Origin of the sequence: Thioalkalivibrio sp. ALE16, from assembly GCF_000381305.1 — a bacterium.
Lineage (GTDB): Bacteria > Pseudomonadota > Gammaproteobacteria > Ectothiorhodospirales > Ectothiorhodospiraceae > Thioalkalivibrio.
Genome location: NZ_KB906373.1, coordinates 1 through 21,946, shown reverse-complemented (window position 1 = coordinate 21,946; position 21,946 = coordinate 1). Strand labels below are relative to the sequence as shown.

Genomic DNA, 21,946 nt, shown 5'->3' with positions numbered 1-21,946 from the left:
CCCACCGCCCCCGTCCGTCAGCGGTGGTACTCGCCCGCCCGCTCCGGCTGGTACTCGACCTCCACGATGCGCACATGCATCTGCCCGCCACCCGGGCGCGGCCACTCGATCTCGTCCCCCTCGGAAAGCCCCAGCAGGGCGCTGCCCACCGGCGCCAGGATCGACAGCGTGCCGCCGCTTTCATCCACGTCCCGCGGGTATACCAGCGTCATCGAGAATTCCTCGCCGGACTCGGTCACCCGGAACCGGACCTTCGAGTTCATCGTCACCACCGCACCTGGGATCTCGTGCGAATCCACCACATCCGCGCGGTCCAGCTCGGCCTCCAGATCGGCCTTGCCCGGAAAGGCATCCTCCGGCAGCGATTCCAGCAGCTTGTCCAGACGCTCCATGTCCGTGGTGGAGACGATGATCTTCGGCTTGTTCACGTTCACACTCCAAATACACGACGCGCCCCCGGAGAGACGCGCCAGAGAAGAAAATTCAGGGATTTTCCGGAAACCGGGAAACGAACTTCGAGATTAGCCAAGTCTCGACGAAAAAGCGATCCAGCCAGTCACGGCACTGGAATATCGATCCGCCCGCACACTCACTACCGGCCCTCGCCGTCCCGCCAGGCCGCATAGCCGCCGCGCAGCACATGCGCATCGATCCCCATCGCCCGCAGGCTGTCGGCCACCAGCTGGGACCGGCCACGCCCCCCACAGAACACCACGACGGGCTGCTGGGGGTCCTGCATGTGAGATTCGATGGTGGCCTCCAGCTTGGGCCGGGGGATATTCACCGCGCCCTCGATCGTACCCTCGGCCGCCTCCTCCGGCTGGCGCACGTCCACCAGCAGAAACGGCTTCCCGTCCTGGCGCCAGCGGGCCACCTCGGCCGGTTCCAGATGCGGCAAACTCTGTTCCAGATCACCAATACGTTTCTCGAAAAGACTCACGGACACACTCCGAATCGTGGGTAGGCCACCATCCTATCGCGCGAGCTTCAAAGGGACGGACGCACCAGCAGCGGCACCACCCGAACCGTAAACAGCGCCAGGCCGATCAGCGCCGCCAGCGCACCCACCGCCGTCAGCATCGCAACCCCCAGGATCCAGCCCAGGCCCATCCCCACCACGGCCAGATGCACCAGGATCTGTGGTGCCCAGGTCCACAGCCAGCCGCCTGCGATCGGGTGCCCGGTAAAGCGCGGCAGCATGTGCTCGCCCAGCCCCATGATCAGCAGCAGCAGAAAGCCCAGGGTAAAGCCGTGCAGCGCCGCCGGCCGGGCCGCGCCCTCCAGGAAAAAGCCCCCCAGCGGCAGCGCCGCCCCCGCGATCAGCAGCCAGACCATTGCCCCCAGCACCGAGGCCCGACTGGAGGGCGACAGGCCCAGCCCTACATGCCGGGCCGCCTTTTGCGTACGCTCCGGGGCGGCGCCCACCAGTTCGGTGGCGGCGGTGCGATCCAGCAGACCGATGTGCTTGAGCTCGCCATCGACCACCACGGCCGGGATGGAGCGGATACGCAGCCGGGTGGCCAGCTCGCGGCCTTCCGGCTGGCCCATGTCGACCACCGCGAAGTCGATCTGTTTGTCCTCGGCCACCTGACGCCAGATGCGCTCGGCATCGTGACAGGAGGCACACCATTCGGATACCAGCAGTTCCACCTTCATGAATCCGTCTCCCCCGGCTCAGTCCGCGCAGCGCATGCAGTGGATGTCGTAACGATCGATCCATTGCTTCAGACCGGTGATCGCCTCGGGCCCGGTGTGCAGCCGCTCCAGCGCCTTTTGCGGATCGTCCGGGCGCATCACCACCACCCAGGCATCCGTGTAGGGCGCGACGTTCACAAGACCCGGATCGGCCTCCACCGCCGGATTGATACGCTCGATGGTGCCGTCGAACGGGGTCGGAATGCCGCCCGCCCACTTGCCCGACTCCAGCCGCGCCACCGGCTTGCCCGCGGCACGGTGCGAACCCGGCTTGCGAAAACGGAAGTACTGCACACGGCCCGCCATGGTCTGCGCCGGATCGGTGATCCCGAGGGTGAAGGTGCCGTCGTCCTCCGGCCGCACCCAGACGTAGTCCAGGTCGTAGAACAGGTCGTCCGGCAGCTCGCAGCCGTTGTATTCCGCGCGTGCCATGGTTATGCCCCCTTCGGTCCATAGTGGCGCACGGTCAGCGCGATGTTCACGGCGAACAGGATCATCGCCCCCCAGGCCAGCGCGCCACCCACCGCGACCGTCGCGTTATGGAAGACCAGCCAGCCGGCGACCATCACCCACAGCCCGATGTTGGCCAGCAGGAACTGCGCATGCCCCAGGCGTTCGGAGAACAGGGACCGCCCGGAAAAACGCGGCAGCACATGCAGCCCCACGCCATAGATCATCATGGTCACGAAACCCAGCAGCATCAGGTGGCCGTGGATGCGCGGCACGTTGCCGGGGATCAGGCCGGGATGCACCAGCCAGAGGATGCCGAGCAGCCCGCCCAGCAGGGCATAGACCAGGGCCGCGAGGATGAACATCCGGTTTCGAGGGTGCATGCGATGCTCCTTGTCAGGTTTGACTCAGCATACTTTAAGCTATATTCCATATGCATTGATCGAGATCAACACCTGCTGCCGCCCATTCGGTAACAGTCCATCCTTCAGGAACACCCGCCAAGGCCGCAACCGCCATGCATCTACAACTCCACGAAACCGTCCCCGGATTCCAGCAGCCTGTCGAACTGCTGCGCGCCTGTCACCGGCGCATCCTCAACTCCCTGGACATCCTCGAGCGTCTGCCCGCGCACCTCGCCGAAAAGGGCGCCGACGAGGAGGCGCGCACCGCGGCGGAGCGGGTCCTGAAATACTTTCACGAGGCTGCCCCCAATCACCACGCGGACGAGGACGAGGATCTGTTCCCCCTCCTCCAGCGGCACTGCGACCACCCCGACAGCCACCCCCAACTGTGCGAATGGCTGGAGCGCCTGAGCGCGGAACATGCCGAGATCGAGGCCGGCTGGGACCGGCTGGAACCGGCCCTGCAGCGAATTGCCGACGGCTCGACCGCGGAACTGACCGGCGCGGAGGCCTGGATCCGGCAATACCGCGTGCATCTCGACCTGGAAGAGCGGGCCGTGCTGCCGTTCGCCGAACACCTGCTGAGCCCGGAAGAGCGCCACACCATCGGTGCCCGCATGGCCGCACGGCGCGGGATCGGGAATGACGATGGCTGACTTCCTGCTCGATCTGCGCGGCTTGGGCGACCATGCCCATACGCGGGCCTATTACACCCTTCGCGAACTGCGGCCGGGCCAGGTCTTCGAGGTCTGGCTGGACCAGGAACCGAAGCTCCTGATGGACGCCGTCGGCCTGCAGCTGCGGCATGCCATCCACTGGCGGGGTCTCGAAAACGGGCCACCGCTGTGGAAGCTCGCGGTGCAGCGCCGCGAGGATGTCGCCCCGGTGGATCTGGTCGACCTGCTGGAGCGCGACCACCTGCGCATCGACCGCCTGTTCGCCAGCGCCCTGCACAAGGTGAACGCCGGCGATCTCGAGGGGGCCGCACCGGATTTCCACGCCTACGTGGATGGCCTGCGCCGCCACGTGGAGGTGGAAAACGAACTGATCGTGCCGCTGCTGGACCTGCCGCGCAGCCCGAACGGCCAGGACCCGACCTCGATCATGCTGCGCGAGCACGACGAGATCCTGGAACAGACCGCGATGCTCGAGCATGAATTCAGCGAAGGGGTCGACGAGGCCTGGGCCGTGGCCCCGTTCTTCGCCCTGATCTCCGGCGCGCTGGCCAAGCACGAGGGCCGCGAGGAGCAGAACCTGTTCCCGCACTGGAGCCGCGCCCTGCGCGAACAACCGGACGCCGCCGCCGAACTGCTGGCGCGGGCGCAGGCCGAACTCGCGAGCCCCTGACCGCTGCATCGCAAGCCCCGCGACACGATCGCTTCAGCGCGCCACAGCGGAGCGATGCGGCGGCGACAGGCGGGCCAGCGCCCAGAGCCCCAGCAACGGGCCAGGCAGCAGCAGCCACAGGACCCACACCCCGCCGTCCGCCCACAGCCAGCTGGTCAGCCAGATCCCCGGCAGGGTCAGGGCAAAGCCAATCGCATTCATGACGCTCAGCGCGGACCCCACCGCGTCCGCCGGCGCACTGTCCGCAGCCAGCGCGGAGAACTGCGGCGAGTCCGCGATCACCGTCAGGCCCCACAACGCCAGCAGGCCGAACAGCAGCCAGGGCGAGTGCCCGGCCAGCAGCGGATACAGCAGACAGGCCAGGCCCGACGTCGCCAGGGCCACCCGCGCCACGCGCAGACTCCCCAGGCTCCGGCTCAGGCGGCCGCCCCAGACGCAGCCGGCCAACCCCAGCGCGATCACGCCGAAGGCGAGCCACGGGATCAGCCCGGCATCGGCCTCCAGACGCGACAGCTCGCGCGCCACCAGCAGCGGGACCAGCGTCCAGAAGGCGTACAGTTCCCAGCAATGCCCGAAGTAGCCTCCGGCCACGGCCCGGAAGTCCCGCCGCCGCAATGCACGAAACCCCTTGCCCAGACCCGGTGTGCGCCCCGGGGGTGGCAGGTGGGGCCCATCCCCCAGGCGCAGGATCAGGAGTGCCGCCAGCACCGCCAGGAAAGACGCCAGCAGCACCGGGATCGCCCAGGGGAAGTCGAGCGTGGCGCCGCGCAGCAGATGCGGCAGCGCGGTGCCCAGGGTCAGCATGCCCAACAGCCAGGACAGGGCCCAGCCCTTGTACTCGGGCGTCCAGGCAATCACTAGCTTCATGCCCAGGGGGTAAACCCCGGCCAGCGCCAGTCCGACCAGGAACCGCGTGAGCAGGGCCATCTCCCAGACACCGGCCAGCAGGATAAACATGGCGTTCAGTCCGGCCCCAGCCACGGCAGAGATCGCGAACAGCCGGCTGGCACGAAAACGGTCCGCCAGGCCGGTCGCGGCCACCGCCAGCGTCCCGGTGATGAAGCCCGTCTGGGTCGCCATGGTCAGCCAGCCAATCTCGGCCGGCGACCAGCCCAGTGCCTGCTGCAGCGACAACCCGACCCCGTTGACCGAGAACCACAGCGACGTGCCGAACAGCTGTGCCGCCACGATCACCAGCAGGGGGTGACGACGAATCCAGAGCGCCGTCACCGTACGCGACCGGTCATAGGCATCGAAGCGCTCCGATCAGCGACTCGCGCCACGGATCCAGCGCTTGAGCAGGGCCACCAGCGCGCCCCCGGAGACGAGCCCCAGCAGGTAGATCCCGACGATCAGCAACGCCAGTGGCAGCGTCACATGCAGGGTCAGGAAATTCAGGGTCACCAGTCGCAGGTTCTGGATTGCAAAGATCGCGACCACCGCGACGAACACGATGATCAGCAGGGAGTAGACGTACCGCATGCGACCTCCCGGGTCAGTCGGGCCAAACGCTCAGGTTCGGGCGCCCCGGGGTCAGCGTCAACCGGCACGAGGCGGCGACCTCAAGGGTTTCCCCGAGTGTCGGGATGGCTGCAGTGGTCGCGCAGCGGGCAGCCTTCGCACCGCGGTCGCGGGCGGCAGCGCTCCTTGCCATGCTCCACGATCAGCGCATGCAGGTCGTTCAGGGCGGCCACATCCGGCCCCAACTCCGTCTCGACGTGGCCACGCAGCTGATCATAGGGGGCCTGCGCCTGCGGGACCTCCAGGCGCTCGAACAGACGCCGCGTGTAGGCATCCACCACGAAGACCGGGCGGTCGAAGGCATACAGCACGATATCGTCGGCCGTCTCCGGGCCCACGCCCTTGACGCCCAGCAACGCCGAGCGCAACTCGGCCGTTTCCAGCGCGGTCAGTCCCTCGACACCGCCGGATGCCTCGAGGAAGCGCAGCAGATGCCGCAGCCGGTCGGCCTTCACGTTGAAGTAGCCACTGGGACGAATCCGCTCGGCCAGTTCTTCCGGGTCAAGCGCCATCGGTCCTTCGGGCGAGAGGGCATCGATGGCGCGCAGGTTGTCCAGGGCCTTCTCGACGTTGGTCCAGCTGGTGTTCTGGGTCAGTACCGCACCGACCATCACCTCGAAGGCGGTATCGGCCGGCCACCATTGCAGGTCACCGTACTCCGCGCGCAGGGCCTCCAGAAGGTCGGGAATCCGCACGTGGCGTTACCGCTGGCGACGCCCGCCCGATTTGCCACCGCCCGCCGGGCGCCCGCCGGAACGACCGCCCGAGGGCTTCGCGCCCCGGCCACCACCGCGACCACCAGGGGATGCCGGCTTGCCCGACTTCTTCGGCGGCGAGGAACTCCAGCCGTCCTCGCGCGCCGCCCGACTGTTGCGCGACTTGCCGGCCGCCGCCGGCTTGCCGGGCCGCTGCTTGCTCCGGGGGTCGCGGCGCGGTCCGCCCCGCCCGCGAGGGCGCGCCGATTCCGGGATCGGCAGGTCCACCGCCGCGTACAGCCCGGCCACCTCGCGGCTCTCCAGGTCGCGGACCGCGCCGGTCTTCAGACCCCGCCCAAGGACCACCGGCCCGTAGCGCACCCGGATCAGCCGGCTGACCGTGACCCCGACGGCATCCCACAACCGCCGCACCAGGCGGTTGCGGCCCTCGCTGACGATCACGTGATACCAATGATTGGCGCCGTCCCCGCCCTGCTCCTCCAGACTGTCGAAACGCGCCGGGCCATCCTCCAGCTCCACGCCCCCGCGCAGCATGTCCAGCGTGGCCGCCGGCACCTCGCCGAGTACCCGCACGGCATACTCGCGTTCCAGGGCCATGCTCGGGTGCATCAGCCGGTTGGCCAGTTCCCCGTCGGTGGTAAACAGCAGCAGGCCCGAAGTATTCAGGTCCAGCCGGCCTACCGCCACCCAGCGCTGCCCCTTCAGACGCGGCAGGCTGGCAAACACCGGTCGCCGGCCCTCCGGATCGGAGCGGCTGCAGATCTCGCCGACCGGCTTGTGGTACACGATCCAGCGGTGCGGGTGCTCCGGGCGCCGCACGATGCGCCCACGCACGCGAATCACGTCGTGCTCGTCGACCTGATCCCCCAGCTGCGCGGTCCGGTTGTTCACCTGCACCTCACCGCGCTCGATCCAGCCCTCGATCTCGCGCCGCGAACCCAGCCCGCGCGCCGCCAGGACCTTCTGTACCCGCTCCGACATTCCCGGAACTCCAGCAACTCATTAAGATGGGCGCCACGATACACCAACAGGACGTTGCCATGACCGATTCCACGCCGGAAACCACCCCCGTCAGGAAGCCGCTGAACATCGCCGTGCTCACCGTCTCCGACAGCCGCGAACTGGCGGAGGACCGCTCCGGCGATGCCCTCGTAGAACGCCTCGAAGGCGCCGGCCACCGCCTGGCCGATCGCGGGATCGTGAAGGACGACATCTACGCCATCCGCGCGGAACTCTCGCGCTGGATCGCAGACCCCGAGATCGATGCGGTGCTCACCACCGGCGGCACTGGCATCACCGGCCGTGACGGCACACCCGAGGCCGCCTCGGTGCTGCTGGACAAGACCATCGAGGGCTTCGGCGAGCTGTTCCGCATGCTCTCCTATGAAGAGATCGGCACCTCCAGTCTGCAGTCCCGCGCCCTTTCAGGGGTCGCGAACGGCACCTACATCTTCGTACTGCCCGGCTCCACCGGCGCCTGCCGCACCGCGTGGGACCGCATCATCCAGGCCCAGCTCGACGACCGCACCATGCCCTGCAACCTCACCATGCTGATGCCGCGCCTGACGGAGTCCTGAGGGAAACACGGATTTCACCACGAAGCACACGAAGGCACGAAGAAGGTCCAGGGCGGGTTGCACCACGGAGCACACGGAGATCACGGAGAAAGTCGTTGATTGGCTTGCAGCTGAAGTACGTGCCAAGCATATCGAACTGCATTGGGGTGACCCCCTTTAGACGGACTATTCCCGGCCCATGATGCTCGCGCCCTTCACCCGAAATGCCATGGGCCGTCTCCGTGTACTCCGTGTCCTCTGTGGTTAATCCGCTCTTGACCTTGACCTTCTTCGTGCCTTCGTGTGCTTCGTGGTGACATACACCCTTTGATCACGCATCCACGTGAGTCTGCAGCCAGTATTCGAGCAGGGCTGCGTGCCAGAGCTTGGAGCCCTGGATGCGGGTGAAGTACTGGTCCGGGGCGTCCAGCAGCTTGTCGATGTAGGCCGGCTGGTACAGCCCGCGCTCGCGGGATGCGCGCGAGGTCAGGATGTCGCGCATGAATTCAAGGAAGTCGCCGCGCACGTATTTCAGCGCCGGCACCGGGAAGTAGCCCTTGGGCCGGTCCAGCACCGCGTCCGGCAGGCGCCCGCGGGCGATGCGGCGCAGCACGTCCTTGCCGCCGTCGCCCAGCTTCAGGTGCGGCGGCATCGCGGCGGCCGTCTCCACCAGTTCGTGATCCAGGAACGGCACCCGTGCCTCCAGGCCGAAGGCCATGGTCATGTTGTCCACGCGCTTGACCGGATCGTCGACGATCAGCGTGGTCACATCCAGCGCCAGCACCGCGTCGATGAAGGAATCCGCGCGGTCGGTCTCGAGTTCGGCAAACTGCTCGCGCAGCCAGTCGCCGGTCACGTCGTTCGCCGGCGGGTGACGCAGCATCTCGGCCATCTCGGGGTGGTCACGGTCAAAGTAGTGGCGGCGGAAACGTTCCACCCAGTCGCCGTGACGGTCCTCGGCCATCTGCGGGTACCAGAAGTAGCCGCCGAAGACCTCGTCCGCGCCCTGGCCGGACTGCACCACCTTCACATGCTGCGAGACCTGCTCGGACAGCAGGTAGAAGGCCACCGCGTCCTGGCCGAACATCGGCTCGGCCATCGCCCCGACCGCCTCCGGCAATCGGGCCAGCACCTGGTCGTTGGGGATCAGCGTGGCCTGATGGTCGGTGGCGTAGCGCTCGGCGACCGGATCGGAGTATTCGAACTCCGAGCCCTTCTCCTCCGGCTGATCCTCGAAACCGACCGTGAAGGTGCGCAGGTCCTGCGCCCCCTCCTCCATCGCCAGCGCGACCAGCAGGGAGGAGTCCAGCCCGCCGGAGAGCAGCACGCCGACCGGCACGTCGGCCACCTCCAGGCGCCTGCGCACGGCGCTGCGCAGACTGTGCTCGATACGCTCCTGCCATTCGGCGTCGGACACGGCCGCGTCCGGGCGGTGGGCATGCAGCGTCCAGTAGCGCTGCAGCCGTTCCTGGCCGCGGGCGTCGATGCTCAGGTAATGCCCCGGCTCCAGCTTGCGGATGCCGCGCAGCACGGTGCGCGGCGCGGGCACCACCGCGTGCAGCGAGAACAACATGTGCAGTGCCTCGGCATCCAGCTCGGTATCCACGTCGCCCGCCGCCAGCAGCGCCTGGGTGTTGGAGGCGAAGCGGATGCCGTCGCCCGTACGCGCCAGATACAGCGGCTTGATGCCCATGCGGTCCCGCGCCAGCAGCAGGCGCTGGGCGTGGCCGTCATACAGCGCAAAGGCAAACATGCCGTGCAGCCGGGCCACGATGCCCTCGCCCCACTCGGCATAGCCGCGCAGGATGACCTCGGTATCGCCGGTGGAGAAGAAACGATGGCCGCGGCCCTCCAGCTCGCTGCGCAGGGCGCGGAAGTTGTAGATCGCACCGTTGAACACCAGCGCGAGCCCGGTCTCCGGGTCGAACATCGGCTGGTGCGCGCGCTGCGACAGGTCGAGGATCGACAGGCGCCGGTGGCCCAGCGCGACCCGCCCCGAGGCCCACAGCCCGTCGGCATCCGGCCCGCGCCGTTCCAGGCAGGGCAGCATGCGCGCCACGGCCTCGCCGCTGGCGCGCCGCTCACCCCAGACGAATTCTCCTGCGATCCCGCACATTGGTTCTTTCCTTGTGATTGGGTATTGCGCTCAGGCTTGCGGGCACGATCCGGCGCGGGCCGGCGCTTCGCGGGCAAGCCCGCTCCCACAAGCTTTGCCTGACTATGAAGGCTCGCCTCGGAAACCCTGTTCCAGTGCTGCCATCAGGGACCGGCTGGCCACGCCGGCGCGATCACGATCAGCATGCGTAATGTAGAACGGAACCCGGTGGCGCGCCCCGGCCTCCAGATCCAGTTCGACCAGGCGGCCGGCGGCAAGATCCCCCGCGATGCGATCCTCCGGCACCCAGGCGAACCCGATGCCCGAACGCAGGATCTCGCAGGCCGTGCCCATGTGCGAGACCGTCCAGCGCTGGTCCGCCTCGACCCAGCCGCCCTGGCCACCTCCCTGGTCGCCGGAATCGCGCACCACCACCTGGCGGTGTGCCTGCAGATCGCGCCGGGTCAGGGCCGCCTCCGCCTGGGCGAGGGGATGCGAGGGATGCGCGACGCAGACCATCGACAACTCGCCCAGACAGCTCCCGAGATAACCGGAAGGCAGTTCCGGCCCCAGCAGAATGTCCACGGCCGCTTCCCGGAGCATGTCCGGCCCCCCGCTCAGCACCACCTCGTGCAGCTGGATCCGGGTGGCCGGGTAGGCCTTCGAGAAGGTCTCCAGCGCCCGGATCACCGGCTCGCGCGGCAGCAGCTGGTCCACCGCCAGCCGGATCTCGGATTCCACCCCTGCCGCCAGCGCGCCGGCCAGGTTCTCGATCTCCGCCGCCTCTTCGAGCAGATGCCCGGCCCGGCGCAAAAGCGCCTCGCCCGCCGGGGTGAGTACGGCCTTGCGGCCCTGCACCTCGAAGACATCCACCCCCAGCTGCTCTTCCAGCTTCTGCACCGCATGGTTGATGCTCGACGGACTCTTGTGCACCCGTTCGGCGGCACGCGCAAAGCCGCCGGCCTCCACCACCGCCTGCAGCATCCGCCACTGTTCAAGGGTGACACGCATCAATCGGCCCGCTCGGACAGGCCCATGGGGCCGCGCCCTGTCAGTGTTCGTCGGGGCATCCGCAACCCGGCTTGTGAGTGCGCGCATGCCACTCCTCGCGCAGGCGGGCATAGGCGGCGCCGGTCAGCAGTACCAGGTGTACGGTGGAGGGATAGATTCGGCCATCCAGGCGCAGGGTCTCGGTCAGTTCGGGGTGGCTGCCTTCGGGGATGTAGAAGAAATCCACGCCCTCGCGCAGCTGGTCCTTGCGTGCCTTGAACAGGCGAAAGGCCGTGCCCTTGGGCACCCCGTTCCAGTCGTCGATCTGGCGCAGGCTCAGCGTGGCATACCCGGCGTGAATGATCGGCTCGGGAACCGGACCGGCCGCGGAACCTTCCTGGCCGTGAAACCGTCCCGCGCTCCGGGGGTCTTCAACTGTATCGGTATCCATGCTGGCATTATGCACACACCGCCTTCGCGGCTCACCACGCAACCCCATTCAACCGGGACACGAAATGGAATTTCTGCAGGAATACGGACTCTTCCTCGCCAAGGCCGCCACGGCCGTAATCGCCGCGCTCATCGTGCTGAGTGCGTTCGCCGGCCTGCTCGCCCGCTCGCGCGAGCGACGGCCGGACCGCCTGCAGGTCAAGCGCCTGAACGACCGCTTCGAGCGCATGGAGAAAACCGTGCGCCGAGCCGTTGAACGCCGCCGTGGTCGGCTCGAGCGCCTGCGCGCCTGGAGCCGTCGCAAGCTGGGGCGAGCCCACGATGCCCCGTCGCAGGCGGAAGGATCGGGGAGCGCGGACATGACGCAATCCGGCGATGCGCCTCCGGACGACGGTTCGACGACCGAACGCCCCCGCGTGTACGTGCTGCGTTTCGACGGCGACATCCGCGCCTCCAGTGTCGAAAGCCTGCGCGAGGAAGTCACCGCGATCCTCACGATGGCGCGGCCGGACCAGGACCGGGCGATTGTCTGCCTGGAAAGTCCAGGGGGCCTGGTCCCCTCCTACGGGCTGGCCGCCGCCCAGCTGGCCCGCCTGCGCGAAGGGGGTCTGGACCTGACCGTGGCCGTGGACCGCGTGGCCGCCAGCGGCGGCTACATGATGGCGGCGGTCGGCCACCGCATCGTGGCCGCCCCCTTCGCGGTGCTGGGCTCGATCGGCGTGGTCGCGCAGATTCCCAATTTTCACCGCTGGCTGTCACGCAACGACATCGACGTCGAACTGCTGACCGCCGGCGAGTACAAGCGCACCCTGACCATGCTGGGCGAGAACACCGACGAGGGCCGCAAGAAGTTCCGCGAGCAACTCGAAGAGGCGCATGAGCTGTTCAAGACCTTCCTGGCCCGCTACCGCCCGCAACTGGACCTCGAGCAGGTCGCCACCGGCGAACACTGGTATGGCGAACAGGCCCGCGAGATGGGCCTGGCCGACGAACTGCGCACCAGCGATGATCTGCTGCTGGAACTGACCCGCGAGGCGGACGTATTCGAACTGACCTATCACCGTCCCCAGACGCTGGGCCGGCGCATCACCTTCGCGATGGAATCGGTCCTCGAGCGCGTACTGCGGAACCAGGGGCCCGAGACCCGCATGTAGCGTCCCGCGTCGCAAGGAACGTTTCGCTACGGCAAAGCGTCCACCCTCAACGAGGCAAAGCAACCAAGGAGCCACTCATGAACCGGAAAAACTGTCCCGTAACCCGACTGCTGCTGATCCTGCTGGCCGCCGTCAGCCTGCTGGCCACCCCGTTGGTTGCCGGCTCGGACGATAACCTGCCGTGGGGTTCCGCCGAGAAGATAGATCGCCCCTACGAGCCCCGCAAGGTGGTCTATGACGTCTACACCAGCAGCCCGCGCGAGCTGGAAATGGTGCTGGATCGGGTGAGCATGCTGAACAATGTCTACGAGGCCGACCCGTTCGAATCGCACATCGTGATGGTGCTGCACGGGCAGGAAGTGCCTTACTTCACCCGCGACGAATTCGACGAGCACGAAGAACTGATGCGCCGCGCCCGCTCGCTGACACAGGCCGGCAATATCGAGTTCCGCATGTGCGAAGCCTCCGCCCGCCTGCGCGGGATCGAGCTCGAGGACATCCACGGCTTCGTGAACGTCGTGCCGATGGCCGACGCCGAGATCATCGAACTGCAGCATGAAGGCTACCTGCTGATGCAGTGACGCAGACCTCGCCACCTCCCCAACCTGGCGGACGCCGGAACATGTCTCCCGGCCGGTCGAGCATGGCCGGCGTCCGCCCGCCCCGGCAGACTGCCCCCGAATTCAGGCCCCGAACCGACCATCGTCGCGAGGGGCCCTGCAAAATCTGTATCGATCGTCTACCTTCCCCGCCGTGGGTTTTCCACGCAGGTGCAACCCGGGGCAACGGCCCACCGCTCTCCGGCCCGACCTGTTCAATTCTCCCCGAGACAAGGACCTCGTCATGAAAAAGACTCTGCTCACTGCCCTGCTGCCCCTGGCCCTGACCGCGACACCGGCGCTGGCAGTCGACGTCCCCGGCATGATCGCCAAGACCAGCCCGCATTCGGCCTCCGAGACCCTGGATCGGCTGGAGAACGCGCTCGCAGCCAACGACGTCGGCGTCGCCCTGCGCTGGGACCATGCGGCAAAGGCCGACGGTGTGGACATCGACCTCGGTCCTACCGAACTCCTGCTGTTCGGCAACCCGGCACTGGGCAGCCACATGTTCACCAGCCAGCAGACCGCGGGCATCGACCTGCCGATGAAGGCGCTGGCCTGGACCGATGACGACGGCCAGACCTGGCTGGCGTACAACGATCCGGAATGGATGGCCGAACGCCACGGGATCGACGACCGGGACGACATCCTGGATACCATGAGCAACGCGCTGGACAACCTGACCAACGCGGCGATCGCCGAGGACTGAACCCTCCTCGGGGTCACATGCAACCAAGTGACCCCGGCCGCTCGCAGCGGGCGGGTGATTCGCTATAGTGAGGCTTCCACCCGCACCGGGAGCCGACGTGGATCACCCGTCCCCTTCCAGCCAAACTACACCGCAAACCCGCGAGGCGCCCATCCTCGGCTGGCGCGAATGGGTCGGGCTCCCCGATCTCGGGATCCCCGCCATCAAGTGCAAGGTCGATACCGGCGCGCGCAGCTCTGCGCTCCACACCTTCCACATCGAGCCGTTCACCCGTGACGGTCACGAATGGGTACGCTTCGGCATTCACCCTCACCAGCACGACGCCACAACCGAGGTCTGGTGCGAGGCCCCGGTACTGGACATCCGCCGCGTCACCGACTCCGGCGGACACAGCGGCGATCGCTATTTCATCGCCACCCGCGTGCAACTGGGCCCGCTGCTGTTGCCCGTTGAGCTTTCCCTGACCAGCCGCGATACCATGCTCTTTCGCATGTTACTTGGCCGCGAGGCCATGCGGGGTCGCTTCCTGGTCGATCCCCAGGCCTCGTTCATTGCCAGCCATCGTCCGTCCACCCCAACAGCCCAGAAGGCGCCTGAATGAAACTCGGCATCCTCTCGCGTAACAGCAAGCTCTACTCCACCCGACGCCTGGTCGAGGCCGCCGACCAGCGGGGCCACGAGGTCCGCGTGGTGGACCCGCTACGCTGCTACATGAACATCACCGCGCACAGCCCGCAGATCCACTACAAGGGCGACATCCTCGACCAGTTCAACGCGGTTATCCCGCGCATCGGGGCGTCCATCACGTTCTACGGCACCGCCGTGCTACGCCAGTTCGAGATGATGAACGTCTATCCGCTGAACGAGTCCGTCGGCATCTCGCGCTCGCGCGACAAGCTGCGCAGCCTGCAGCTCCTGTCGCGCCGCGGGATCGGCCTGCCGGTCACCGGGTTTGCGCACTCGCCGGACGACATCGACGACCTGCTGGCCACCGTGGGCGGCGCGCCCTGCGTGATCAAGCTGCTGGAAGGCACCCAGGGCCTTGGGGTGGTGCTGGCCGAGACCAAGCAGGCGGCCGAGAGTGTCATCCAGGCCTTCATGGGCCTGAAGCAGCACATCCTGGTGCAGGAATACATCAAGGAAGCCAGGGGCTCGGACATCCGCTGCTTCGTGATCGGCGACAAGGTGGTCGCCTCCATGAAGCGCCAGGCGAAGGAAGGCGAGTTCCGCTCCAACCTGCACCGTGGCGGTAGCGCCACGCTGTGCCGCATCACCCCGGAAGAACGCGCCACCGCCGTGCGCGCGGCCAAGGTGATGGGGCTGAACGTCTGCGGCGTGGACCTGCTGCGCTCCAACCACGGCGCAGTGGTCATGGAGGTCAATTCGTCGCCCGGCCTGGAAGGCATCGAGAACGCCTCCGGCAAGGACGTGGCGGGCATGATCATCGACTTCATCGAGAAGAACGCCAAGCCCAACCGGACCAAGACCAAGGGCCGCGGCTAATGGCGACCCCGCGGGCCGTTCGCAACGACCCGATCACGATCGGCGGCATCACCGTCCGCCCGGGCGAACGCCGCACGGTGGAACTGGAACTGGGGGCGCTGTACACCCACACACCCACCAACATGCCGGTTCAGGTCCTGTGCGGCCGGCGCAAGGGGCCGGTGCTGTTCGTCAGTGCCGCCATCCACGGCGACGAGATCAACGGCGTCGAGATCATCCGCCGCCTGCTCAAGGTGCCCGCCCTGCGGCGCATGAAGGGCACCCTGATCGCCGTGCCTGTGGTGAACATGCACGGCTTCATCAACCAGAGCCGCTACCTGCCCGATCGGCGCGACCTGAACCGCTGTTTTCCGGGATCGCAGAAGGGCTCGCTGGGCGCCCGGGTCGCGCGGCTGTTCATGCGCGAGATCGTCCAGCGCTGCACGCACGGCATCGACCTGCATACCGGCGCCATCCACCGGTCCAACCTGCCACAGATCCGCGCCAATCTGGACCATACGGAAACCCGCGAGCTGGCCCGCGCCTTCGGCGCACCGGTGATCCTCAACTCCGCGCTGCGCGACGGTTCCCTGCGCGAGGCGGCCGCGGAACGCCAGATCCCGATCCTGCTCTACGAGGCCGGCGAGGCCTTGCGCTTCGACGAGCTCTCCATCCGCGGCGGAGTACACGGCATCATCGAGGTCATGCGCCACCTGGAGATGCTCCCGGCCGTGCGCCGGCGCCCGCGAAAAGAGCCCATCATGGCCCGCACCAGCGGCTGGGTCCGGGCGCCGCAAAGCGGCATCCTGCGGACCTTCGTGCGCCAGGGCGATCGCGTCGTCCGCGACCAGACCCGGCTGGCCATCGTCTCCGACCCCTTCGGCGAGACCGAGACCGAGATCCTCGCCCCCGCCTCCGGCATCATCATCGGCGAACTCAACCTGCCGCTGATCAACGAGGGCGACGCCCTGTTCCACATCGCCCAGTTCAACCGCACCGACCTGGCCGTGGAACGCCTCGAGAGCTTCCAGGAAAACCTGGAGGCGAGCGACTATCCCTACGCCGATCCGCCCCCGCGCGAAGGCCCCTGAGCCCGCGCAGTCGCCGGAAGGTGGCGTCAGTGGCCGATATCCTCGTGCCACAGTTCGGGGTGGTTGTCGATAAACGACCGCATCAGTTCGCGGCAGCCCGGGTCCTGCACCACATCCACCTGAATGCCGTGCCCGCGCAGCCAGTCTTCTTCACCCAGGAAGGACTCATTCTCGCCGATGATCACGTGCGGAATGCCGTAGAGGACGATGGCCCCGCTGCACATCGCGCAGGGCGACAGCGTCGTGTAGAGCGTGCACTCGCGGTATACCCGGGCGGGCTGGCGCCCGGCGTTCTCCAGCGCATCCATCTCGGCATGCAGGATGGCACTGCCCTGCTGCACGCGCCGGTTGTGTCCGCGCCCGATCACCTCGCCCCGGTGCACCAGCACCGACCCGATGGGGATTCCGGCCTCGCCCAGCCCCTCACGCGCCTCGTCCAGCGCCATCTCCAGAAACGGATCCATCGTCGTCATCCAGCCACCTCCTCCTGCAGGACAGCCACCGACGATAGACGAAGTGGCCGCGCGATACCGAATTCGCTCGGGGGAGGGTAGTGTCGTCAGGGCCGGCAACTCAGACGTGGGCGCTGAAGTCGCCGCGGCGGGGCTGGCCGAGGAGGTACAGGAAATCCGCCTCGCGCAGGTGCACGAGGGATTCGTGGTCGCCGGCCTCGAGATACACGTCGCGCTGCTCCAGCAGGCTTTCGTCCACCAGGGTCTCCAGCCCGAAGGCCGGCCCCAGGGCGGGGATGGCGCCGCGTTCGCAGTCGGCAAACACGCGGGCCACCTCGTCCTCGGTGGCCAGGCCCACATGCTCGCCCAGCAGCCGGTGCAGGCGTCCCAGTTTCACCCGGCGCGTGGCCGGCACGATGGCCAGGCGGTACTGCCCGTCCTCCTCGACCAGCAGCACCGCCTTGGCCACGGCGTCACCCGGCACATGGGCCGCTTCGGCCGTGCGGCTGGCCGAGTCGGAGTGCGGATGGTGCACGATCTGGTAGGTCACCGCATGCTCGTCGAGAAAGTTGTTCAGGGTCCTGGAAATACTCATGGCGCGCCCTCCGGCAAGGCCTTAACCCGACTATAGACCCCACCGGCAACGCCGGCGGCTGCGCCCGACACCTGCGCCGGTACAATCGCACCCATGACCGCATTCTCCGTCCTCGACCTGGCCCCGATCACCGCCGATGGCGACGCCGGCCGGGCGCTGCACAACACCCTGGATCTGGCGCGCCACGCCGAGACGCTGGGCTTCCGGCGCTACTGGCTGGCGGAGCACCACAACATGCCCGGCATCGCGAGCGCCGCCACCGCCGTCGTGATCGGCCAGGTCGCGGCCGCCACCGAACAGATCCGGGTGGGTGCCGGCGGCATCATGCTGCCGAACCATGCACCCCTGGTGGTCGCCGAACAGTTCGGCACCCTGAACGCCCTGTACCCCGGCCGCATCGACCTGGGACTGGGCCGGGCACCCGGGACCGATCCGACCACGGCCCGCGCCCTGCGCCGCGCCCCGGACATCGACCCCGAGGAATTCCCCCGGGACGTCGCCGAGGTGCTCGGCTACCTGGACGATCCGCAGCCCGACCAGGTGATCCGCGCCATCCCCGGCGCCGGCCAGCAGGTGCCCGTCTGGATCCTGGGTTCCAGCCTGTTCGGCGCCCAGCTGGCGGCCCGCATGGGACTGCCCTACGCATTCGCCTCGCACTTCGCTCCCGGGCAACTGATGGACGCACTGGCGCTGTACCGGAATCAGTTCCGACCGTCCGCATGGCTGGACCGCCCCTACGCGATGCTCGGCTACAACGTGTACGCCGCCGACACCGACGACGCGGCCCGCACCCTGGCCAGCTCCATGGAACAGGCGTTCATCAGCCTGCGTCGCGGGCGCCCGGAACCGATCCAGCCCCCCGTCGAGGGCTACCGCGAGCGGCTCGACCGCGCCGAACGCGCGATCGTCGAGCAGACCATGGCCTGCTCCGCGATCGGCGCACCGGACACGGTGGAGACCGAGATCCGCCGGTTTCTCGAGCAGACCGGCGCTGACGAATTGATCGTCACCACCTCCACCTTCGATCACGCGGCGCGACGGCGCTCGCTGGAACTGACCGCGGCGGTACGCGACCGGCTCGCCGGGGACGCTCGCTGAGACGCGGTTCACCCGATTGGGACGAGTGCCCTATGCTTGGATCAGGGGCCGGCCAGGCCACGGGCATTCCGGACAAGGGGAACACATGCGGGTCAAGGTTCACGGCGTCACCATCGAATGCACCACCGGCGACATCGCCGCGCAACGCGACATGGATGCGGTGGTCAACGCCGCCAATGCCTGGCTGCGACCGGGCGGTGGTGTGGCCGGAGCCATCCACCGTGCCGCGGGCCCGGGGCTGGAGCGTGAATGCCAGCCGCTGGCGCCGATCGAACCGGGTCAGGCCGTTCTGACCGACGGCCACAACCTGCCCAACCGCTTCGTGATCCACTGCCTCGGGCCGGTCTACGGGCATGACGAGCCGGCCAGCCGACTGCTGGCCGACTGCTACCGCAATGCCCTGCTCCGGGCGGAAGAGGCCGGGGTCTACGGCATCGCCTTTCCGGCCTTGTCCACCGGGGCGTTCGGCTATCCCGTCGAGGAGGCCGCCCGGATCGCTCTGCAGACGGTCATTGGCGCCACCCCGCGTCTGGACGCCGTCGGCCACATCCGCTTCGTCCTGCACACCGAGGCCGATCGCGAGATCCACGCGCAGATCCTGGAAGAGCTGACGGCATGACCGGCGCCGGGCACGCAACCGCCCCGTACACCCCTGGCCTGGCGCTGTTCACGGACCTCTACGAACTCACCATGCTTCAGGCCTACTACGAGGAGAACCTGCACGAACCCGCAGTCTTCAGCCTGTTCGTGCGCCGCCTGCCGCAGCGCCGCAACTATCTGCTGGCCTGCGGGCTGGACACCGTCCTGCAACAGCTCGAAGACCTGCGCTTCGAATTGTCGGATCTCGACTATCTGGCCGGCCTCGACCGCTTCTCCGACCGGTTCCTGCGCTGGCTGGAGGCCTTCCGTTTCACCGGGACGGTCCGCGCCGTGCCCGAGGGCACCCCGGTGTTCGCCAACGAACCGATCCTGGAGGTCACCGCGCCGCTCCCCGAGGCCCAGCTGATCGAGACCCTGGTGATGAACCAGATCCACCTGCAGACGGTACAGGCGAGTAAGGCCGCCCGCCTGGTGACCGCGGCCGGGGAGCGGCAGGTCGTGGACTTCGGCGCCCGCCGCATGCACGGGCTGGACGCCGCCCTGAAGGGCGCGCGCGCCTTCCATATCGCCGGCGTCGCCAGTACCTCCAATGTGCTGGCGGGCAAGCGCTACGGCGTCCCGGTGAGCGGCACCATGGCCCACAGCTACATCCAGGCGCACGAGGATGAAGCCGAGGCCTTCGCCGCCTTTGCCCGCCTCTACCCGGACACGGTGCTGCTGGTGGACACCTACGACACCCTCGAAGGCGTGCGCCGGGTCATCCAGCTCGGCCACGAACGGGGCGAGGCCTTCCGCGTTCGCGCCATCCGCCTGGACTCCGGTGATCTCGGAACACTGGCCCGCCAAGCCCGGGCGATGCTGGACGACGCCGGACTGCAGCAGGTCGGGATCTTCGCCAGCGGCGGCCTCGACGAACACGCGATCGCGGAGTTGCTGGCACGGGACGCACCCATCGACGCCTTCGGCGTCGGCACCAGCATGGGCATCTCCACCGACGTGCCGGACCTGGATATCGCCTACAAGCTGGCCGAGTACGCCGGAGAAGGCCGCCTCAAGCTCTCCAGTGGCAAGCCCATCCTGCCGGGCGCCAAGCAGATCTTCCGGCGCCGGGAAGGCGACCGGTTCGCGGGCGACATCATTGCCCGTCAGGACGAAAACCACCCCGGGGAACCGTTACTGCAGCCGGTGATGCACGAGGGCCAGCGCCTGCCCGCGCATCCTCGCGACCTGGACACGCTGCGTGACCACGCGCGGGAACAGCGGGCGCAACTGCCCCCCGCGATCCGCGCCATCGAGCCCGCGGAGACACCCTACCCCGTGTCCGTCAGCCCGGCGCTACAGGCACACCAGGATGCGGTCACTCGCGCCATACGCGCCCGGCACGCCACATCCGGCCAGCGGCAACACCAAGGGGGAGTCTCATGACGGACGATCCACGCCACCAGCTTCAGACGGGGGACGCCCTGCTGGTCGTCGACGTACAGAACGACTTCTGCCCCGGCGGGGCCCTGGCCATTGATCACGGCGACACCGTCATCCCGGTGCTCAACCGCTGGCTTGAGGCCGCGGACGCGCTGGGACTGCCGGTCTATGCCTCCCGCGACTGGCACCCGGCCGGCCACCCGAGCTTCCGGGAACAGGGCGGCCCCTGGCCTCCACACTGTCTGCAGGACTCGCCCGGGGCCCGGTTCCATGCGGACCTCGGGCTGCCTGCCGGCGTTATCAAGGTCACGAAGGGAACGCGCTTCGACCACGACCAGTACTCCGCGTTCGACCAGACCGGCCTGGCCGAAGAACTGCGGAAACGGGGCGTGACGCGAATCTGGCTGGGCGGGCTGGCCCTCGACGTCTGCGTGGCGGCAACAGCCGTGGACGCGCGCAACAACGGCTTTGACGTCCACCTGATCCCGCATGCCGCGCTGCCCGTTACGCCGGAGGGCGGCGCGGAGGCCCGAAAAAAGATGAAAGCCGCCGGCGTGGAGGTCGCGGCGTATGCCTGAACCGAACAAGATGCCGGTCCAGCTGATCACCGTGGACGAGGTGGTCCGGGCGGCCGACGACCTGGCACGCCAGGTCCTGGACAGCGGCTTCCAGCCGGACTGCATCGTGGCGATTGCCCGCGGCGGATTCATGCCGGCGCGTTTTCTCTGCGACTTTCTCCGCGTGCACAAGCTGCTGAGCCTGAAGGTCGAACACTACACCTCGGGTGCCCGCGCGAAACAGCCGGCCGCGGTCACCGTCCCGCTCGCCGGAGACGTCCGTGGGGAACGGGTCCTGCTGGTGGACGACGTTAACGACTCCGGGGACACCCTGGCGGCCGCCCGCCCGCACCTGGAGGGCTTCCAGCCCGCCGCGGTACGTACCGCGGTGCTGCACGAAAAGGCCGGAACGTCCTGTCGCGCCGATTTCCACAGCCAGGCGGTACAGGAGTGGCGCTGGATCCTCTATCCCTGGGCGGTCATCGAGGATGTCGGCCAGTTTGCCCGCGAGATGGACCCGGCCCCGAACAGCCCCGCCGACCTGCACGCCCGCCTGCAGCAGGACTACGGCCTCGCGCTGAGCACCGCCGAGCTGGATCGCGTGATCCGCTACAACCGGCTCGACTACTGAGTGCGCGCGCGAACGGGGCCGCAGCTCCGCCCATCCCCTCGTCATTGCGTACATGGACGCCCCCGGTTTGCCAAGCGTTTGAGTGATGGTTTCGGGGCGACGATTGCTCCCGTACATTCGGACTGCGTGTGCGGCTTTCATTCGCCACGGTCCCGGATGGATTCCGCGGGTGGAGGGTCCCAGCGAGGTCACGCACTCGAGGTGCTTCGCAATGATCGGACTGGCCCCCACCGGGATCGCTCCCGTTGCCATCATGCTCAATCGCTTGCGCAATCGAGGGTTGGGTACGTAATAACGCGTTCGCTTCTCCGTTTTTGTAGGCTTACGCGGCG

The 21,946-nt window shown here is 67.9% G+C and carries 28 protein-coding genes; 14 read left to right on the top strand and 14 right to left on the bottom strand.

Annotated features, from left to right (window positions below):
* Nucleotides 1–17 precede the first annotated feature (17 nt).
* The 5 genes from rnk to F627_RS0113575 all read right to left on the bottom strand — a co-directional run bounded on the left by rnk (nucleotide 18) and on the right by F627_RS0113575 (nucleotide 2,528).
* A complete protein-coding gene (gene rnk, locus F627_RS0113595; protein ID WP_018866160.1) occupies nucleotides 18–428 on the bottom strand; it encodes a nucleoside diphosphate kinase regulator in 411 nt (136 codons plus the stop codon).
* 164 nt (nucleotides 429–592) lie between these two features.
* Complete coding sequence (locus F627_RS0113590; RefSeq protein WP_018874975.1) at nucleotides 593–940, bottom strand: rhodanese-like domain-containing protein; 348 nt, start codon at nucleotides 938–940, stop codon at nucleotides 593–595.
* Nucleotides 941–987: 47 nt separating this feature from the next.
* On the bottom strand, nucleotides 988–1,656 hold the full coding sequence (locus F627_RS0113585; protein WP_019584358.1) for a thioredoxin family protein: 669 nt from the start codon (nucleotides 1,654–1,656) through the stop codon (nucleotides 988–990).
* A gap of 18 nt (nucleotides 1,657–1,674) precedes the next feature.
* Nucleotides 1,675–2,127 carry a glycine cleavage system protein H gene (locus F627_RS0113580; RefSeq protein WP_019584357.1) on the bottom strand — a complete coding sequence of 151 codons (453 nt, stop codon included), beginning with the start codon at nucleotides 2,125–2,127 and terminating at the stop codon, nucleotides 1,675–1,677.
* 2 nt (nucleotides 2,128–2,129) lie between these two features.
* Entirely contained in the window at nucleotides 2,130–2,528 is a 399-nt protein-coding gene (locus F627_RS0113575; protein WP_026279693.1) for a hypothetical protein, read from the bottom strand.
* 134 nt (nucleotides 2,529–2,662) lie between these two features.
* Between F627_RS0113575 and F627_RS0113570 the strand changes: the two genes are divergently transcribed.
* Nucleotides 2,663–3,205 carry a hemerythrin domain-containing protein gene (locus F627_RS0113570; RefSeq protein ID WP_019584356.1) on the top strand — a complete coding sequence of 181 codons (543 nt, stop codon included), beginning with the start codon at nucleotides 2,663–2,665 and terminating at the stop codon, nucleotides 3,203–3,205.
* The gene (locus F627_RS0113565) at nucleotides 3,198–3,896 is read left to right on the top strand and encodes a hemerythrin domain-containing protein (RefSeq protein ID WP_018882623.1); all 699 of its coding nucleotides are present in this window, start codon (nucleotides 3,198–3,200) and stop codon (nucleotides 3,894–3,896) included. The genes F627_RS0113570 and F627_RS0113565 overlap by 8 nt, the downstream gene beginning before the upstream one ends.
* 33 nt (nucleotides 3,897–3,929) lie before the next feature.
* Here F627_RS0113565 and F627_RS0113560 read toward each other — a convergent pair whose 3' ends face one another.
* From F627_RS0113560 to rluB, 4 genes are all read right to left on the bottom strand, one after another.
* Nucleotides 3,930–5,090: a nitrate/nitrite transporter gene (locus F627_RS0113560; RefSeq protein ID WP_019584355.1), complete on the bottom strand. Its 1,161-nt coding sequence runs from the start codon at nucleotides 5,088–5,090 to the stop codon at nucleotides 3,930–3,932.
* Nucleotides 5,091–5,162: 72 nt separating this feature from the next.
* The gene (locus tag F627_RS0113555) at nucleotides 5,163–5,378 is read right to left on the bottom strand and encodes a lipopolysaccharide assembly protein LapA domain-containing protein (RefSeq protein WP_017941597.1); all 216 of its coding nucleotides are present in this window, start codon (nucleotides 5,376–5,378) and stop codon (nucleotides 5,163–5,165) included.
* An 80-nt stretch (nucleotides 5,379–5,458) separates the two neighbouring features.
* Nucleotides 5,459–6,112 carry an endonuclease III domain-containing protein gene (locus F627_RS0113550; protein WP_019584354.1) on the bottom strand — a complete coding sequence of 218 codons (654 nt, stop codon included), beginning with the start codon at nucleotides 6,110–6,112 and terminating at the stop codon, nucleotides 5,459–5,461.
* A 6-nt stretch (nucleotides 6,113–6,118) separates the two neighbouring features.
* Nucleotides 6,119–7,114, bottom strand: a complete 996-nt coding sequence (gene rluB / locus F627_RS0113545) for a 23S rRNA pseudouridine(2605) synthase RluB (protein ID WP_019584353.1) — start codon at nucleotides 7,112–7,114, stop codon at nucleotides 6,119–6,121.
* A 59-nt stretch (nucleotides 7,115–7,173) separates the two neighbouring features.
* On the opposite strand from rluB, the gene moaB reads away from it, so the two are divergent.
* Nucleotides 7,174–7,710, top strand: a complete 537-nt coding sequence (gene moaB / locus F627_RS0113540; protein ID WP_019584352.1) for a molybdenum cofactor biosynthesis protein B — start codon at nucleotides 7,174–7,176, stop codon at nucleotides 7,708–7,710.
* 310 nt (nucleotides 7,711–8,020) lie between these two features.
* On the opposite strand, the gene F627_RS0113535 is transcribed toward moaB, so the two are convergent.
* The 3 genes from F627_RS0113535 to F627_RS0113525 all read right to left on the bottom strand — a co-directional run bounded on the left by F627_RS0113535 (nucleotide 8,021) and on the right by F627_RS0113525 (nucleotide 11,225).
* Nucleotides 8,021–9,805, bottom strand: a complete 1,785-nt coding sequence (locus tag F627_RS0113535; RefSeq protein WP_019584351.1) for an N-acetylglutaminylglutamine amidotransferase — start codon at nucleotides 9,803–9,805, stop codon at nucleotides 8,021–8,023.
* A 102-nt stretch (nucleotides 9,806–9,907) separates the two neighbouring features.
* Nucleotides 9,908–10,795: a LysR family transcriptional regulator gene (locus F627_RS0113530; RefSeq protein WP_304412394.1), complete on the bottom strand. Its 888-nt coding sequence runs from the start codon at nucleotides 10,793–10,795 to the stop codon at nucleotides 9,908–9,910.
* Between the two features lie 40 nt (nucleotides 10,796–10,835).
* Nucleotides 10,836–11,225 carry a hypothetical protein gene (locus F627_RS0113525; protein ID WP_018876388.1) on the bottom strand — a complete coding sequence of 130 codons (390 nt, stop codon included), beginning with the start codon at nucleotides 11,223–11,225 and terminating at the stop codon, nucleotides 10,836–10,838.
* 64 nt (nucleotides 11,226–11,289) lie between these two features.
* On the opposite strand from F627_RS0113525, the gene sohB reads away from it, so the two are divergent.
* From sohB to F627_RS0113495, 6 genes are all read left to right on the top strand, one after another.
* Nucleotides 11,290–12,378, top strand: coding sequence for a protease SohB (sohB, locus tag F627_RS0113520; RefSeq protein WP_018876387.1), 1,089 nt, complete (start codon nucleotides 11,290–11,292; stop codon nucleotides 12,376–12,378).
* Nucleotides 12,379–12,455: 77 nt separating this feature from the next.
* Complete coding sequence (locus F627_RS0113515; RefSeq protein WP_019584349.1) at nucleotides 12,456–12,959, top strand: DsrE family protein; 504 nt, start codon at nucleotides 12,456–12,458, stop codon at nucleotides 12,957–12,959.
* A 262-nt stretch (nucleotides 12,960–13,221) separates the two neighbouring features.
* Complete coding sequence (locus F627_RS0113510) at nucleotides 13,222–13,686, top strand: DUF302 domain-containing protein (RefSeq protein ID WP_019584348.1); 465 nt, start codon at nucleotides 13,222–13,224, stop codon at nucleotides 13,684–13,686.
* A gap of 97 nt (nucleotides 13,687–13,783) precedes the next feature.
* A complete protein-coding gene (locus F627_RS0113505) occupies nucleotides 13,784–14,287 on the top strand; it encodes an ATP-dependent zinc protease (RefSeq protein WP_019584347.1) in 504 nt (167 codons plus the stop codon).
* Complete coding sequence (gene rimK, locus F627_RS0113500; RefSeq protein ID WP_019584346.1) at nucleotides 14,284–15,189, top strand: 30S ribosomal protein S6--L-glutamate ligase; 906 nt, start codon at nucleotides 14,284–14,286, stop codon at nucleotides 15,187–15,189. The genes F627_RS0113505 and rimK overlap by 4 nt, the downstream gene beginning before the upstream one ends.
* Nucleotides 15,189–16,259, top strand: coding sequence for a succinylglutamate desuccinylase/aspartoacylase family protein (locus F627_RS0113495; RefSeq protein WP_018866138.1), 1,071 nt, complete (start codon nucleotides 15,189–15,191; stop codon nucleotides 16,257–16,259). The genes rimK and F627_RS0113495 overlap by 1 nt, the downstream gene beginning before the upstream one ends.
* Nucleotides 16,260–16,285: 26 nt before the next feature.
* On the opposite strand, the gene F627_RS0113490 is transcribed toward F627_RS0113495, so the two are convergent.
* Nucleotides 16,286–16,723: a nucleoside deaminase gene (locus tag F627_RS0113490; RefSeq protein WP_026332118.1), complete on the bottom strand. Its 438-nt coding sequence runs from the start codon at nucleotides 16,721–16,723 to the stop codon at nucleotides 16,286–16,288.
* A 109-nt stretch (nucleotides 16,724–16,832) separates the two neighbouring features.
* Nucleotides 16,833–17,306 (bottom strand): aminoacyl-tRNA deacylase, encoded by a 474-nt coding sequence (locus F627_RS0113485; RefSeq protein WP_018866134.1) that lies wholly within the window; start codon nucleotides 17,304–17,306, stop codon nucleotides 16,833–16,835.
* 93 nt (nucleotides 17,307–17,399) lie between these two features.
* On the opposite strand from F627_RS0113485, the gene F627_RS0113480 reads away from it, so the two are divergent.
* From F627_RS0113480 to F627_RS0113460, 5 genes are all read left to right on the top strand, one after another.
* Complete coding sequence (locus F627_RS0113480) at nucleotides 17,400–18,404, top strand: LLM class flavin-dependent oxidoreductase (protein ID WP_018866133.1); 1,005 nt, start codon at nucleotides 17,400–17,402, stop codon at nucleotides 18,402–18,404.
* A gap of 85 nt (nucleotides 18,405–18,489) precedes the next feature.
* On the top strand, nucleotides 18,490–19,023 hold the full coding sequence (locus tag F627_RS0113475; RefSeq protein WP_018880352.1) for a macro domain-containing protein: 534 nt from the start codon (nucleotides 18,490–18,492) through the stop codon (nucleotides 19,021–19,023).
* On the top strand, nucleotides 19,020–20,429 hold the full coding sequence (locus F627_RS0113470; RefSeq protein ID WP_019584344.1) for a nicotinate phosphoribosyltransferase: 1,410 nt from the start codon (nucleotides 19,020–19,022) through the stop codon (nucleotides 20,427–20,429). The genes F627_RS0113475 and F627_RS0113470 overlap by 4 nt, the downstream gene beginning before the upstream one ends.
* The gene (locus F627_RS0113465; RefSeq protein ID WP_019584343.1) at nucleotides 20,426–21,004 is read left to right on the top strand and encodes an isochorismatase family protein; all 579 of its coding nucleotides are present in this window, start codon (nucleotides 20,426–20,428) and stop codon (nucleotides 21,002–21,004) included. Before F627_RS0113470 ends, F627_RS0113465 begins: the two co-directional genes overlap by 4 nt.
* A complete protein-coding gene (locus F627_RS0113460; RefSeq protein ID WP_026332117.1) occupies nucleotides 20,997–21,614 on the top strand; it encodes a phosphoribosyltransferase in 618 nt (205 codons plus the stop codon). Before F627_RS0113465 ends, F627_RS0113460 begins: the two co-directional genes overlap by 8 nt.
* Nucleotides 21,615–21,946 lie beyond the last annotated feature (332 nt).

Excerpts from the sequence above, each read along its gene's own strand:
- F627_RS0113525 (WP_018876388.1), bottom strand. The coding sequence starts at position 11,225 with ATGGATACCGATACAGTTGAAGACCCCCGGAGCGCGGGACGGTTTCAC.
- sohB (WP_018876387.1), top strand. The coding sequence starts at position 11,290 with ATGGAATTTCTGCAGGAATACGGACTCTTCCTCGCCAAGGCCGCCACG.
- F627_RS0113535 (WP_019584351.1), bottom strand. The coding sequence starts at position 9,805 with ATGTGCGGGATCGCAGGAGAATTCGTCTGGGGTGAGCGGCGCGCCAGC.
- F627_RS0113570 (WP_019584356.1), top strand. The coding sequence starts at position 2,663 with ATGCATCTACAACTCCACGAAACCGTCCCCGGATTCCAGCAGCCTGTC.
- F627_RS0113460 (WP_026332117.1), top strand. The coding sequence starts at position 20,997 with ATGCCTGAACCGAACAAGATGCCGGTCCAGCTGATCACCGTGGACGAG.
- F627_RS0113585 (WP_019584358.1), bottom strand. The coding sequence starts at position 1,656 with ATGAAGGTGGAACTGCTGGTATCCGAATGGTGTGCCTCCTGTCACGAT.
- F627_RS0113465 (WP_019584343.1), top strand. The coding sequence starts at position 20,426 with ATGACGGACGATCCACGCCACCAGCTTCAGACGGGGGACGCCCTGCTG.
- F627_RS0113575 (WP_026279693.1), bottom strand. The coding sequence starts at position 2,528 with ATGCACCCTCGAAACCGGATGTTCATCCTCGCGGCCCTGGTCTATGCC.
- F627_RS0113530 (WP_304412394.1), bottom strand. The coding sequence starts at position 10,795 with ATGCGTGTCACCCTTGAACAGTGGCGGATGCTGCAGGCGGTGGTGGAG.
- F627_RS0113475 (WP_018880352.1), top strand. The coding sequence starts at position 18,490 with ATGCGGGTCAAGGTTCACGGCGTCACCATCGAATGCACCACCGGCGAC.
- F627_RS0113580 (WP_019584357.1), bottom strand. The coding sequence starts at position 2,127 with ATGGCACGCGCGGAATACAACGGCTGCGAGCTGCCGGACGACCTGTTC.
- F627_RS0113565 (WP_018882623.1), top strand. The coding sequence starts at position 3,198 with ATGGCTGACTTCCTGCTCGATCTGCGCGGCTTGGGCGACCATGCCCAT.
- F627_RS0113470 (WP_019584344.1), top strand. The coding sequence starts at position 19,020 with ATGACCGGCGCCGGGCACGCAACCGCCCCGTACACCCCTGGCCTGGCG.
- moaB (WP_019584352.1), top strand. The coding sequence starts at position 7,174 with ATGACCGATTCCACGCCGGAAACCACCCCCGTCAGGAAGCCGCTGAAC.
- F627_RS0113490 (WP_026332118.1), bottom strand. The coding sequence starts at position 16,723 with ATGGATCCGTTTCTGGAGATGGCGCTGGACGAGGCGCGTGAGGGGCTG.
- rluB (WP_019584353.1), bottom strand. The coding sequence starts at position 7,114 with ATGTCGGAGCGGGTACAGAAGGTCCTGGCGGCGCGCGGGCTGGGTTCG.
- F627_RS0113480 (WP_018866133.1), top strand. The coding sequence starts at position 17,400 with ATGACCGCATTCTCCGTCCTCGACCTGGCCCCGATCACCGCCGATGGC.
- rimK (WP_019584346.1), top strand. The coding sequence starts at position 14,284 with ATGAAACTCGGCATCCTCTCGCGTAACAGCAAGCTCTACTCCACCCGA.
- F627_RS0113555 (WP_017941597.1), bottom strand. The coding sequence starts at position 5,378 with ATGCGGTACGTCTACTCCCTGCTGATCATCGTGTTCGTCGCGGTGGTC.
- F627_RS0113510 (WP_019584348.1), top strand. The coding sequence starts at position 13,222 with ATGAAAAAGACTCTGCTCACTGCCCTGCTGCCCCTGGCCCTGACCGCG.
- F627_RS0113515 (WP_019584349.1), top strand. The coding sequence starts at position 12,456 with ATGAACCGGAAAAACTGTCCCGTAACCCGACTGCTGCTGATCCTGCTG.
- F627_RS0113485 (WP_018866134.1), bottom strand. The coding sequence starts at position 17,306 with ATGAGTATTTCCAGGACCCTGAACAACTTTCTCGACGAGCATGCGGTG.
- F627_RS0113495 (WP_018866138.1), top strand. The coding sequence starts at position 15,189 with ATGGCGACCCCGCGGGCCGTTCGCAACGACCCGATCACGATCGGCGGC.